The sequence below is a fragment of the Microbacterium sp. Y832 genome (assembly GCF_057669765.1).
This window is the reverse complement of record NZ_JBYHFM010000004.1, coordinates 47,651-60,014: the sequence shown is the minus strand read 5'-3', so window position 1 is coordinate 60,014 and position 12,364 is coordinate 47,651. Positions and strand designations below refer to the sequence as shown.

At 68.4% G+C, this 12,364-nt stretch carries 13 protein-coding genes; 6 read left to right on the top strand and 7 right to left on the bottom strand.

Going from position 1 to position 12,364, the window contains the following annotated elements:
- Window positions 1-17: 17 nt before the first annotated feature.
- The gene (locus tag AC25YV_RS08960) at window positions 18-770 is read right to left on the bottom strand and encodes an SDR family NAD(P)-dependent oxidoreductase (RefSeq protein WP_488123503.1); all 753 of its coding nucleotides are present in this window, start codon (window positions 768-770) and stop codon (window positions 18-20) included.
- Window positions 771-956: 186 nt separating this feature from the next.
- Here AC25YV_RS08960 and AC25YV_RS08955 point away from each other — a divergent pair, with 186 nt between their 5' ends.
- Genes AC25YV_RS08955 through AC25YV_RS08935 form a run of 5 tightly spaced genes read left to right on the top strand, consistent with a single transcriptional unit; the run spans window position 957 to window position 5,228 of the window.
- On the top strand, window positions 957-1,844 hold the full coding sequence (locus AC25YV_RS08955) for a branched-chain amino acid ABC transporter permease (RefSeq protein ID WP_488123502.1): 888 nt from the start codon (window positions 957-959) through the stop codon (window positions 1,842-1,844).
- Window positions 1,845-1,877: 33 nt separating this feature from the next.
- On the top strand, window positions 1,878-2,780 hold the full coding sequence (locus AC25YV_RS08950) for a branched-chain amino acid ABC transporter permease (protein WP_488123501.1): 903 nt from the start codon (window positions 1,878-1,880) through the stop codon (window positions 2,778-2,780).
- Window positions 2,777-3,628: an ABC transporter ATP-binding protein gene (locus AC25YV_RS08945; protein WP_488123500.1), complete on the top strand. Its 852-nt coding sequence runs from the start codon at window positions 2,777-2,779 to the stop codon at window positions 3,626-3,628. The genes AC25YV_RS08950 and AC25YV_RS08945 overlap by 4 nt, the downstream gene beginning before the upstream one ends.
- Window positions 3,558-4,277: an ABC transporter ATP-binding protein gene (locus AC25YV_RS08940; protein WP_488123499.1), complete on the top strand. Its 720-nt coding sequence runs from the start codon at window positions 3,558-3,560 to the stop codon at window positions 4,275-4,277. The genes AC25YV_RS08945 and AC25YV_RS08940 overlap by 71 nt, the downstream gene beginning before the upstream one ends.
- 39 nt (window positions 4,278-4,316) lie before the next feature.
- Complete coding sequence (locus AC25YV_RS08935; protein ID WP_488123498.1) at window positions 4,317-5,228, top strand: SDR family NAD(P)-dependent oxidoreductase; 912 nt, start codon at window positions 4,317-4,319, stop codon at window positions 5,226-5,228.
- Between the two features lie 31 nt (window positions 5,229-5,259).
- Here the strand turns inward: AC25YV_RS08935 and AC25YV_RS08930 are convergent, their stop codons facing one another.
- From AC25YV_RS08930 to AC25YV_RS08905, 6 genes are read right to left on the bottom strand one after another with little or no spacing between them, the layout of a single operon-like run.
- Window positions 5,260-5,775, bottom strand: coding sequence for a nuclear transport factor 2 family protein (locus tag AC25YV_RS08930; RefSeq protein ID WP_488123497.1), 516 nt, complete (start codon window positions 5,773-5,775; stop codon window positions 5,260-5,262).
- 5 nt (window positions 5,776-5,780) lie between these two features.
- Entirely contained in the window at window positions 5,781-6,665 is an 885-nt protein-coding gene (locus tag AC25YV_RS08925; RefSeq protein WP_488123496.1) for an LLM class F420-dependent oxidoreductase, read from the bottom strand.
- Entirely contained in the window at window positions 6,662-8,224 is a 1,563-nt protein-coding gene (locus AC25YV_RS08920; protein ID WP_488123495.1) for a class I adenylate-forming enzyme family protein, read from the bottom strand. The genes AC25YV_RS08925 and AC25YV_RS08920 overlap by 4 nt, the downstream gene beginning before the upstream one ends.
- On the bottom strand, window positions 8,221-9,192 hold the full coding sequence (locus AC25YV_RS08915) for an amidohydrolase family protein (protein ID WP_488123494.1): 972 nt from the start codon (window positions 9,190-9,192) through the stop codon (window positions 8,221-8,223). The genes AC25YV_RS08920 and AC25YV_RS08915 overlap by 4 nt, the downstream gene beginning before the upstream one ends.
- Before the next feature lie 2 nt (window positions 9,193-9,194).
- Window positions 9,195-10,379 (bottom strand): thiolase family protein, encoded by a 1,185-nt coding sequence (locus tag AC25YV_RS08910; RefSeq protein ID WP_488123493.1) that lies wholly within the window; start codon window positions 10,377-10,379, stop codon window positions 9,195-9,197.
- A 28-nt stretch (window positions 10,380-10,407) separates the two neighbouring features.
- A complete protein-coding gene (locus AC25YV_RS08905; RefSeq protein ID WP_488123492.1) occupies window positions 10,408-11,208 on the bottom strand; it encodes an SDR family NAD(P)-dependent oxidoreductase in 801 nt (266 codons plus the stop codon).
- Between the two features lie 193 nt (window positions 11,209-11,401).
- On the opposite strand from AC25YV_RS08905, the gene AC25YV_RS08900 reads away from it, so the two are divergent.
- Complete coding sequence (locus tag AC25YV_RS08900) at window positions 11,402-12,364, top strand: nuclear transport factor 2 family protein (RefSeq protein ID WP_488123491.1); 963 nt, start codon at window positions 11,402-11,404, stop codon at window positions 12,362-12,364.

Genomic DNA, 12,364 nt, shown 5'->3' with positions numbered 1-12,364 from the left:
CCGGTGGTCCGTGCGTGTCAGGCCGACCAGTGCATCCCGCCATCGACGCTGAACATGTCGCCCGTGATGTACGAAGCAGGGCCGGACGCGAGGAACGCGACGAGCGCCGCGGCTTCGTCGGGCGTCCCGAAGCGACCGGCGGGGATGCGGCGGGCGATGAACTCTTCCTTCGCAGCGCCGTCGGGCATCGCGCGGCGCACCTGCTCGCTGTCGATGCGGCCGGGCGCGATGCAGTTGACGGTGACGCCGTCGGCCGCCACGTCGCGCGACAGGGCTTTGGACCAGAGGATGCACGCGGCGACGGCTGCCTGCGCCGCGGAGACCACGAGGGGTTCGAGCAGACCCACGAAGTTGACGACGCGGCCGCGCCCGCTCGTGCGCAGCATCGGGAGGACGGCTTCGGTGAGGCGCCGCTTCGAGTGGAAGTTCAGTTCGAACTGACGCTGCCAGATCTCCTCGGTGAGCACGGTGCCGGGCTGTTCGGCCGCGCCTGCAACGTTCACGAGCACGTCGAGTCGGCCGAAGTGCTGGCGCGTGGTGGTCGCGACCGCGGTGGCAGAACCCGGTTCGATGAGATCCGCCTCGACGATGAGGGGCCGGTGGCCCCCGGATCGCTCGATCTCATCTGCGAGCTCACGCAGGGCATCGCCGCGCCGAGCGCAGAGGGCGAGGTGGGCGCCCTCCGCCGCGAGAAGGGTCGCTGTCGCGCGGCCGATGCCCGCGCTCGCGCCCGTCACGAGCGCGATCGAATCGTTCAGCTGCAGATCCACGGATACCCCCTACCGAGGAGGCTAATGGTCCGCCTCGCCCCTGTCGAGCAAGCGCTTGATGAAGTGCATTCCAATGCTTGACATGCCCGGGGCGCGGTGGCATACACTGGGCTCGTTGACATCGAAGTCAAGCGAGCGCTTGATTCAGAACATGATCCGAAACGGCGCACACGAAAGAGGGCCTTCGTGCAACTCCTGATTCAGCAGCTGATGAATGGCCTGGCGCTCGGGTCGATCTACGCCCTCTTCGCCATCGGCTTCTCTCTGATCCTGGCACGCATGGGCATCCTGAATGTCGCTCACGGAACGTTCGCGACGTGGGGCGCCCTTTCTTCGTACTGGCTCGTCGCCGAAGTCGGCGTGAACTTCTGGGTCGCGCTGCTCGCGGGCGTCCTCTTCGCCGGTATTCTCGGCGTGGCATCCGATGTTCTGGCCTTCGAGCCGCTGCGCAAGCGCAAAGCGGGCACGTTCGCCCCCATCATCGCGAGTATCGGCATATGGATCGTTCTCCTCGCTGCCGCCGAGGCGTTCGCGGGTCCGTCGGCCACGAGCTACCCCGCCGGGTCGGTGCAGACCGAGGCGTTCCGCATCGGCGGCTTCGTGATCCTCCCGGCTCAGCTGTACAGCGTCATCGCACTCATCGTCGTCGTGACCGGCGTCCACATGCTTCTGACGCGCACGCGCTTCGGCGCCGCCGTCCGCGCGGTCTCCGCCGACACCCCCTCGGCGACGATCGTGGGCGTCAACTCGCGCAACACGCTCATCGCGGTGGCCTTCCTCGCCGGCGCGATCGCCGGTCTTGCGGGCGTCCTCGCGGCACTCTCCGACAACAACGTCTCGTTCAGCCTCGGTGAGGCGCTGCTGCTCAAGGGCTTCGCCGCCGTCGTCGTCGGCGGGTGGGGCGACATCCGCGGCGCCGCGATCGCGGGCCTGGCGATCGGCGTCCTCGAGGTCATGAGCGCCCAGTACATTTCGTCCGGATTCCGCGACGCCATCACCTTCGGAATCCTGCTGCTGGTGCTCGTCGCGTGGCCCCGGGGCATCTTCCGCGAACGTCAATTCGTCCGAGCCTGACTGGGAGCCCGACTTGTGAGTATTACAGCCTGGTTGACCACCCTGCAGTTCGCGGGGGTCAGCGCCCTCTTCGCCCTCGCCATCTATGCGTCGCTCTGGACCGGTGTCCTGAGTCTCGCTCCGGTGTTCTTCGGCGCCTTCACCGCTTTCACCTTCGCCTATCTCGTCGGTTCGATGGGGCTTCCCGCCGTCGTGGCATTCGTCCTGTGCATCTTCGTCGGCGCGGTCGTCGGTGCGATCACGGCGCTCCTTCTCATCAGACTCGACAGCCATTACCTCGCGATGGCCACGATCGCCATGGTGCTGATCGGTCGCGTCATCATCCTGAACGTGCCCGAACTGACCGGCGGTGCGACGGGAACCCGCGTGCCGGGCGAGCTCGGCTCATGGCTGTGGCTCATCGGCGTGCTCGTCGTCGCCGGCTTCGTCATGTGGCGCCTCGGCGCGTCGCGGTTCGGCCTCGCCGCAGACGCCGTGCGCGAAGATCCTGCCGTCGCAGAGACGCTCGGGATCTCACCGCGCCGCGTGCAGTTCATCGGCATGGTCATCTCGGGCGCCCTCGGCGGCGCGGCCGGGGTTCTGCAGGCGAGCTTCCTGCAGTACATCGGCCCCGACACCTTCTATACGCACCTCGGCTTCGTGAGTCTTGCCGCTGTCGTCCTCGGCGGCGCGTTCTACTGGCTCGGCCCGATCGTCGGCGCGATCGTCTTCACGATCCTCCCCGAGCTGCTGCGCGGACCGATGGGCGACTTCGACCGGGTCGTGACCGGCATTCTTCTCGTCGTCATCATCATCTACCTGCCCCGCGGCCTGGTCGACATGCGACGGATGCGACTGCTGCGAGCGCGTTGGGACAGTCGTAGGGCCAAGAAGCCCGACGCCGGGTCCGCACAGTCGAACTCGCAGGAGCAGATCACGGCAGGGGCGACGTCATGACCGATCCGCAGCACCCGCTCGCGCCGGGCGAAGAGCTCGCCGTCGACATCGTCGACCTGACCAAGACCTTCGGTGGACTCAAGGCCGTCGCCGACGTCACGATCAAGGTGCCCAAGCAGCGCGTGCACGGGATCCTCGGCCCCAACGGCGCCGGCAAGACGACCGTGCTCAACATGATCAGCGGCTTCGTGCGCGCCGACGCAGGGCACGTGAAAGTCTTCGGTGACGACGTCACCCACATGCAGCCGTTCAACATCGCGCGACTCGGTGTCGCGCGCACCTACCAGAACATCCGGCTGTTCCCCGGGCTGAGTGTCATCGAGACGGTCATCGCGGGTGCCTACATGCAGCGCTCCTCGACGATCGCTGGAGCGATCCTGATGAGCCCCGCCGAGCGTCGCGAGCGCAAGGCGGTGCGCGAGCGCGCCGCCGAGCTGCTCGACATGGTGGGGTGCACAGCCCCGCACTCGACGCTGGCTGAGACGCTCTCCTACGGCGACCAGCGCCGCGTTGAGATCGCCCGCGCCCTCGCGACCAGTCCGCGGATCCTGCTGCTGGACGAACCGACGGCCGGAATGAACGACGCCGAGTCCGAACAGGTGGGCCAATTGCTGGTCCGGCTGAAGGAGCTCGGCCACACCCTCATCCTGATCGAGCACAACATGCGCCTGGTCGAGGAGTTCTGCGAGTCCGTCTCGGTCATGAACTCCGGCGTGCTGCTCGCCGAGGGGGCACCGACCTGGTGTCTCGAACAGGACGACGTGAAGGAGGCCTACTTTGGCAAACGATCCGATGCTGCGCGTATCGCGACTCTCCGCCGGGTACGGCGCGATTCCGGCGGTTCGTGAGGTCGACATCGAGGTCGCTCAGGGCACGCTCGTCGCTCTGATCGGCTCGAACGGCGCAGGCAAGACGACGACGCTCAACACGATCGCTGGGCTGCACAAGCAGTCCAGCGGCACCGTGACCGTCGGGGGCAAGAACATCACAGGGTGGCCGTGCCATCGCGTCGTCCGCTCGGGTGTCGCGCTGGTCGCTGAGGGACGCCGCGTCGCCCCGCCGCTGACGGTGCTCGAGAACCTCGAGCTGTCCTCGTTCAGCGGCCGCGGCACACGCGCCGAGCGCAAGGACGAGTTGGACCGCGTCTTCGAGCTCTTTCCTCGCCTGGCCGAGCGTCGCAACCAGTTCGCCGCCTCACTGAGCGGTGGCGAGCAGCAGATGCTCGCGTTCGGTCGCGCTCTCATGACGATGCCGCAGGTGCTGCTGCTCGACGAGCCGTCGATGGGGCTCGCCCCCTCGATCGTCGACATCCTCTTCCAGACCATCGAGACGCTGCACCGCAGCGGCTCGACGATCCTGCTCGTGGAGCAGAACGCAGAGCTCGCCCTCGAGGTGAGCGACGAGGTCTACGTCATGCAGCGCGGCCGGATCGTCTCGCACGGAACACCCGACGAGGTGCGCGGCAGCTCCGAGGTGATGGCGGCCCTGTTCGGTTGATCCGGCCGCATGCGGCTCAGAGACAAGGAATGTGAATCAATGACCGACATCAGTCTGGACGGCCGCGTGGCGATCGTCACGGGAGCAGCCCGCGGTCTCGGCCGCGAGCACGCACTGGCCCTCGCCTCGCGGGGCGCGACGGTCGTCGTGAACGACCGCGGCGGGGCGCTCGACGGCAGCGCCGGGACGTCACCGGCACAGGAGGTCGTCGACGAGATCGTCGCCGCGGGGGGCGCCGCGATCGCCGACACGAACGACGTCAGCACACTCGAGGGCGCGACGAAGATCGTCGAGCTCGCGACATCGACGTACGGTCGCCTCGACATCCTCATCAACAACGCCGGCATCCTGCGCGACAAGTCGTTCGCGAAGATGACCGAGGACGAGTGGAACCCCGTCCTCGCCGTGCACCTGGGCGGAACCGCCTGGATGAGCAAGGCGGCGTGGCCCGTCATGGTCGCGCAGGGGCATGGTCGCATCGTCAACACGACGTCGGCGGCGGGTCTCTTCGGCAACTTCGGCCAGGCCAACTACGGTGCGGCCAAGGCGGCGATCTGGGGCGTCACGAAGACGCTCGCGATCGAAGGCGCTCGCCATGGCATCCAGGTCAACGCGATCGAACCGGGCGCGCGCACCCGCATGACCGAGAACCTGCTCGGCGAGTTCGCCGACCGGCTCGACCCGAGCCTCGTCGCGCCCGTCGTGGTGTGGCTGAGCGCGGACGAGTGCACGACGACGGGTGAGGCCTACAACGTCGGTGGCGGAAGGGTCGCGCGCGTCGTGATCGCCCAGACGCCCGGGTACTTCTCCCGATCGCTGAGCCCTGAGGAGCTCCGCGACAACTGGGACGCGCTCAACGACGTCTCGAATGCGCAGGTCATGGAGACGTTCCAGCAGGAGTTCGAGCTGCTCGTCGGGATGCTGAGCACCGAGGCTTCCGCAGACGCCTGACGCCCGCCCACCGCGCCCGCTGCCCGTGAGGTCAGCGGGCGCGGTGCGTTGCGGCGGGGTCCTGGTCGCCGCGCTCGCCGTTCGCGAAGATGCCTCGCGGATAGGCGTCGAGGCCGCGATCGTCGAGGAAGTCGATGTCGTGCACGAATGTCCGCTCGCTGATCCGCCACTCGCCATCTCGCAGCGTGAAGACGTCGAGGTAGCGCCCGTGCAGGTGCTCGACCCGTCGACCGTCGTCGCCGACGATCTCGTGCAGCGCGAGTACGTCGGACTCGACGGCGACCTCGTCAGGGGCGCGCCAGTCGAACGTCGACGGTCCGAGCAGATGCACCGTCGAGCGCGTGCGCGCGACCAGACGCGCAAGCGCGCCCGGGAGATCCGCCGCGGCGACGCCGTCCCACGTGCCGTGGTGGTCCACGCCGTCCGGGTGGTACGAGCGCACCGCTCGCGCGGCGTCGCCGCGGTCGACACCGCGGCAGTACTCCACCAGGGCGCGGCGGATCGCGTCTTCCGCGAGGAGTCGCTCCACGCTCGAGACGGTGGCCATGATGGTCAGAGGCCGACGATCTCGGCGAATCGCCTCATGTCGCGCTCGTAGTTCTCGTCGCCGATCCGGGGTGAGACGACGACCTCGTCGATGCCGAGCCGCATCACCTGGTCGATGTAGGCGCGGTCGTTCTCCCAGTCCTGCTCGGTCTTTCCCTTGCTGCGCCTGCCGACCTTGAGCGACAGCTCCGACATGTTCCTGCCCGCGGCATCCATGAGCGTCGACAGACGCTCGATGAAGACCTCGATGTCCTCGGGTGTTCGGCTGTAGCCTGCCCACCCGTCACCGAACTCGACGATGCGCCGCAGGGACGCGTCGCTGTTGCCGCCCACGATGATGGGCAGGCGCGGCTGCGCGGGCTTGGGGAAGCAGTACAGGGGAGGGAAGTCCACGAACTCGCCCGAGAAGCTCGTGAGCTCCTCCGGCGACCAGAGCGCCCGCATCGCGGCGAGGTACTCGTCCATACGGGCCCCTCTGCGGCCGAACGGCACGTCGAGGGCGGAGTACTCCTCTTCGGACCACCCCACGCCGACGCCGAACTCGAAGCGGCCGTCGCTCAGCTGATCGACACTGGCCACCTGTCGCGCGGTGATGATGGGGTTACGCTGCGGCACGACGAAGACATACGTGCCGATGCGAAGGGTCTTCGTGGCAGCAGCGATGCTCGAGGCCAGCACGAGCGGGTCGATGACTCCCAGCATCCGGTGCACTTCTTCGGCACCGCCGGATTCATACGGATACTGCGACGTGTATTCGGGGAAGAACACGACGTGCTCGGGCAGCCACACGGAGTTGTAGCCGATCTCTTCGATCAGCTGGGCGGCGTCGGTGGCCCAGGATCCCGAACGGGTCCCCGTGCCGGTGAAGATCTCGCTGATGCCGAGTTTCATGCGTCCACCTTCGTCTGTTCGATTCGCTCTTCGAGCTGTTCCTTCAAAACGTGCTTCATCACCTTCATGCCGGCGTTGCGCGGCAGTTGGTCGACGATGAAGACGTGCACCGGCTTCTTGTAGCCGGCGAGCTGTCCGCGCGCGAACGCGCGAATGTCGTCCTCCGTCACGGTCGACCCATCCGCGAGCACGAGCGCGCACGAGACCGCTTCGCCCCATTTCTCGTCGGGCAGGCCGAAGACGGCGGCGTCGAGGATGTCGTCCATGAGCAGCAGCACCCGCTCGACCTCGGCGGCGTAGACGTTCGCGCCGCCGCTCAGGATGAGGTCCTGCCCGCGGCCCGTGAGGTAGTAGTAATCGTCCTCGTCGCGGTAGCCGAGGTCGCCCGTGAAGTACTCGCCATCGCTCAGGACGGCCGCTGTCTTCTCCGGGGCGTTGTGGTATCCCGAGAACATCGTGTCGGCCGAGATCACGAGTTCGCCGATCTCACCAGGTCCGAGCGTGTTGCGGTCGGCATCGACGACCCGCATCGACGATGTCGGCAGGGGGCGCCCGACGGACTCGAAGATGCGCTCGGGGCCGCCCGTTCGGTAATCGCTGCGGTTGGTGATCGTGATGGGCCCGATCACCTCGGTCATGCCGTAGGTCTCGACGAGGCGATCGCCGATGACGCCGACGAGCTTCTGGGCGAACTCGGGAGGAAGCGGTCCTCCCGAGTGCAGGACGGTCTGCAGCGTGTCGAGGACGCGCGGGTGCAGGTGGATCGCCTCGAGCAGCCCCGGGATCAGGGGAGTGAGGCCCAGCGCGAACGTCGATCCGCGCTCGACGATGTGCCGCCCGAGCTCGTCCGGCGTCACGCCGGGGACGAACGAGACCGTGCCTCCGGTGTAGAAGTGCGGGAAGATGACGCCCCACAGCCCCGAGACGAACGACCACCCGCCCGCGAAGGCCGCGTGACCCCGCAGGGGGAGGCGGTAGGCGAACGGCACGAGCTTGATGCAGTTCACGACGGCGCGGTGGCTCACGAGCACGCCCTTGGGGAACCCGGTCGTGCCACTGGTGTATCCGATGAGCGCCGTGTCCTCGGGCTCCGCAGTGATCGGCAGGGGGTCGGCGGATGCCGCTGCGAGAGCTTCATCGAACGACTCGGCGCCCTCCGGGGGGACATCGCCGGTGGCCAGCCACGCACGCAGCTGCGCGTGGCAGCTCACACCCGCGGCGGTCTCGGACGCTGTGTCGGTGTGGATGAGTGCGACGGCTCCGGAATCCGAGAGGACGTAGTCGACCTCGGCCGACGTGAGCCGATCGTTGACGTGCACCGTCGTGTAGCCGCCGAGTGCCAGGCCCACGTACACCTCGAGCGACTCGACGCGGTTGCCCAGCAGCGCGGCGACGGGGGAGCCGGCGGTGATGCCACGGTCCCGGAGCGCGTGCGCGAGCCGCCAGCCGCGCTCGATCACTTCGCCGAACGTCCTCTGCTGTCCGCACGATTCGATCGCGACGTTGTGGGTGAAGCGGTGACCAGCGTGGGCGAAGAGCTCACCGAGAGTGGCACTCATGCGAATTCCTTGAGGTCGAACAGGCGGATGGCGTTGTCGGCGAGAAAGAAACCCAGTTCCTCCTCGGACAAGACGGGGGCGGAACCCTCGTAGGGCGACGCGAGATCGCGCACTTGCGCGATCCAATTCTCGAGGTCGGCACCGTCGGGATCGTGCTTGGTGCCGCGCATGATGTCGGACCCGAACACGAGGCGGTGGGCGCCGAGCTGGTCGCGCATCAGCTTGATACGGTGCCGGAACTCGCGGTAATCCCGGGTGGCGACACGCTGCCAGAGCGACAGCTCGAGGTACGCGTGCTGCCAGCCCGTCGCGCAGTCCAGGGCTTCGGCCCACCACGCTTCGATGCCCGCGTGAGCGAATGAGACACGCAGTGTCGGGTGATTGGCGAGCACGGCTGCAACGGCGCCGGGCCGGGAGCGGATGACCTGCAGCGGGTCGCCGCCGAGCGGGCTGCAGTGGATGACAGCGGGAAGGTCGCGCTCGACAAGAGCCTGGAAGACCCAGTCGAACGCCGGGTCGGTGAGGTCCCAGCCGGCGGCGGGGTAGAGCTTCACTCCGCGGCAGTGTGGATGGGACACGACCTCGTCGAAGAGGGTGTGGGCATCGGGATGCCGCGGGTCGATGCCCGCCGCGAAGAACAGACGCCCCTCGCGCTCGGTGCACAGCTGCTCGTAGCGCGCGTTGAGCTGCGCCGTCGGAAGGTGCTCGCCGGCCGGAGCGCCGACGATCGTCCAGTCGACCACGGGGACGAGTCCGGCCGCGACACCGGCGCGGTCGAACGCGCGGATCGTGAGTTCGGCATCCGGGTCGCTCTGCCCCGAGGCCACGTGGGGCAGGATGTCCTGCGGGTCGCGCTCGGGAAGCCGGCGCCCCGCGCCCTGCCGCGCCCACGCCAGTCGGAGGCCCTCGGGCAGCCACGATGCGTCCCACACGTGCATGTGGGCGTCGATGACGAGGTCGTCCGCCACGGTCAGGCCTTTCCGAGGATGTGCACGCTGGAGGCGGCCGTGAGCCAGTCGACGACGCCGCCCCCGATCTGCACGAGGGCTCGGTCGGTCTTGTCCAGCTGCAGCTCGCCCGCTTCGCCGCGCAGCTGTGCGACGACGTCGTGCACCTGCGCGAGGCCGCTCGCACCGAGCGCGTGGCCTCGGCCGACCAGGCCGCCCGAGCGGTTGACGGGCAGCGCGCCACCCGCCGCCGTCACGCCCTCCATCGCCCACCGCTGTTCGTCACCGGGCGCACACAGGCCGGTGTCGGTCCAGGCCATCAGCTCGTAGGCGACCGACGCGTCGTGCACCTCGGCGAGGTCGATGTCGTCGGGGCCGAGGCCGGCCTGCTCGTAGGCGGCGATCGCCGACGCCTCGACGGCGTTGGGCGCGTCCGGCTCGTCGCGCGGAGGCCGCGTCGCCATCCGTGAGGCGAGGATCGGCACCGAGCGGGCGGCTTTCACGACGTCGGGCCGACTCGTCACGACGACGGCGGCGGCGCCGTCGCTCACGGGCGAACTCATCAGCACGGTGAGGGGCTCGACGACGACTCGCGCGTTGAGGACGTCTTCGGGGCTCCCCCCGAACCGGCGGTGCGCGAAGGGATTGAGTCGGGCTGCTTCGAGTGAGCGAGACGTGACCCGCGCGAGTCCCTCCATCGTGACGCCTCGGTCATCGAACAGCGCGGAGGCGAGTTTCGCTTGACGGTCGACGAACGGGCTGCGTTCCTGACCCGCACCCTCGCCGGTGGCGAATCCCTGCTCGACGTCCATACCGGCGGCGTACGCGCTGAACGTGCGCTGCTTGTCCTCGTGGTTCGCCTTCTCGACGCCGAGCGCGAGCACGGTGTCGTACATGCCCGAGGCGACGGCCATCCACGCGAGGTGCAGCGCATTGCCGCCCGACGCGCACGCGTTCTCGACGTTGTGGATCGGGATGCCGGCGAGCCCGAGCGGGTACACCGTGACCTCGCCGCGGATGCACTCCTGGCCCGTGATGAGACCGGCCAGCGCGTTCGAGAAGAACAGCGCCTGCACGTCCTTCACGCCGATCTGCGCGTCGGCGAGGGCAGCCTCGACGGCGACGCGGGCCATGTCTTTCATCGAGAGATCGAGGAACTTCCCGAACGGGTGCATTCCGACGCCGCTCACGACGACTTGACTGTTCACGCTGACTCCTTTGTCTTCACGTCTGACATCACCGCGGCGGGATCGGCCACGCGGCGCTCACGCCGCCGTCGACGATCAGGCTCTGGCCCGTGATGTATCCGGCGTCGTCGCTGGCGAGAAAGCTCACCGCGGATGCCGCTTCTTCCGGCGTGCCCTCGCGCCGCATCGGCACGACGGCGGCGCGAGCGTTCGATGCGTCGGCGCCGAACTCGCGTCTCACGAGCGCGGAATCGATGTTGCCGAGCACGACCGCATTGGCTCGGATGCCGCGGTCGGCGTAGCGGACGGCGACATGGCGCATGACGGCGAGCTGCGCGGCCTTGGTCGCCTCGTACGACAGCGAGCGGCGGCTGCTCAGCATGCCGGCTGTGGACCCGACGAACACGAAGGCCCCGCGCTGCTGGTCGAGCATCGTGGGGAGGGCTTCCTGAGCGGTGATCCAGTGCGAACGGACGTTCACGTCATCGGCGAACTCCCAGTCCTCGAGCGACTGAACCTTGAGCGGCTCGCGCCCTGACACGCCGACGTTGCACACGACGATGTCGAGGCTCCCGGTGAGGCCGGCGGCGGCGCGTACAGCGGCTCGGCACGATTCCGGGTCTGCGGCATCCACTTCGACGGCGAGGCCCTGGCCGGTGAGATTCTCGACGGTCGTCTCGGCGCGTTCGAGCACCTTGTCGCCGACGACGACGGTCGCACCTTCGGCGCTCAAGCGCATCGCGATCGCGCGGCCGTTGCCGATCGCGATCTTCTCGCCGGGGCGAGCGGGACCGTCGCTGCCTCCGCCGAGCACATAGGCGACGCGGCCCGCGAGCCGACCGGCGGTCATTGGTCGGCCCCTCTCGGAGGGCGGCTCATCGGCATCATCGTCAGTCCTTCTCGGCGTCGTCGGCGGTGATCCGACTGTAGAGCAAGTGCTTGATCTACGCAACGCGTATGAAGGGGTCGAAAGGGTTGCGAATCCGCGGAATCCTGTGGTTTTCTCATAGTCAATCAAGCGATTGCTCAACAAAGGAGTGACGATGGAATCCGCCCCGACACGCACGCTCGACGTCGCTCTTGCCTTCATGAGCGCGCTCGACGCGAACGATGCCGAAGCCGTGCGGTCGTGGATGGCCCCGGGCGCGACCTGGTGGGTCGACACGGGACTCGATCGGGCAAGCGGCGTGTTCGGCGTCGACCCGGGCGACGCGCGCGGCTGGCCGCTGCACGGTGAGATGGACGCGCAGGTCAAGTGCGACGGCCTCGCAGGGGTTCGCGAGCGCTTTCCCGGCGGCGTGCGGCAGATCGTGCGCCGTTCGTTCGCGCGCGGGCCCTTCGCCGTGCTCGAGGTCGCAGGCGACGGCCTCTACCGGGGGGAGCGCCCGTACCGCAATCGGTACTGCTTCGTCATCGAGGTCGGCGACGGGCTCGTGCTGTCTGTGCGGGAGTATCTCGACACGCGGCACGCAGCCGACGTCTTCGACGGTCGGCACCTCGATCGGCGGTCCGAGGCCGCGCACCTCCCTGCGGTCGTGCTCGATCCGCGAGGCGCCCCCGGACGCGCAGCGCTCGCCCTCCTCGATGCGATCTCGGCGGGAGACCAGGACGGCTTCTTCGCGCTGTTCACGCCCGATGCCACGTGGTGGGCCGACGGCGGCGCGGACCGCCGCTGGTCCGACGTCGAGGGCCACGTCGACCGTGACCCCGACATGCTCGTCGTCGGTCGCGTGCTCGTCTCGCAGCGCGGCGAGCGAATCTCGCAGCTGCAGGCGGCGTACGTCGACGGCTTGCGGGTGCGTGCGCACCGACTCATCGAAGATGATGCCGGCACGGGGCTCGTGTGCGTCGAGGCGATCGGCGAGGGCGTGCGCCTCGACAACGGGCGTCGCTACCAGAACCGGTACGCGTTCGTGCTGTCGGTGCGCGGCGACGGGCTCATCGACGAGGTGCGCGAGTACTGCGACACGCAGCACGCATTCGATGTCTACGAGCTGCCGCTGTGA

Coding starts and splice junctions, on each gene's coding strand:
- AC25YV_RS08920 (WP_488123495.1), bottom strand. CDS start 8,224: ATGAGTGCCACTCTCGGTGAGCTCTTCGCCCACGCTGGTCACCGCTTC.
- AC25YV_RS08925 (WP_488123496.1), bottom strand. CDS start 6,665: ATGAAACTCGGCATCAGCGAGATCTTCACCGGCACGGGGACCCGTTCG.
- AC25YV_RS08945 (WP_488123500.1), top strand. CDS start 2,777: ATGACCGATCCGCAGCACCCGCTCGCGCCGGGCGAAGAGCTCGCCGTC.
- AC25YV_RS08905 (WP_488123492.1), bottom strand. CDS start 11,208: ATGACCGCCGGTCGGCTCGCGGGCCGCGTCGCCTATGTGCTCGGCGGA.
- AC25YV_RS08930 (WP_488123497.1), bottom strand. CDS start 5,775: ATGGCCACCGTCTCGAGCGTGGAGCGACTCCTCGCGGAAGACGCGATC.
- AC25YV_RS08935 (WP_488123498.1), top strand. CDS start 4,317: ATGACCGACATCAGTCTGGACGGCCGCGTGGCGATCGTCACGGGAGCA.
- AC25YV_RS08900 (WP_488123491.1), top strand. CDS start 11,402: ATGGAATCCGCCCCGACACGCACGCTCGACGTCGCTCTTGCCTTCATG.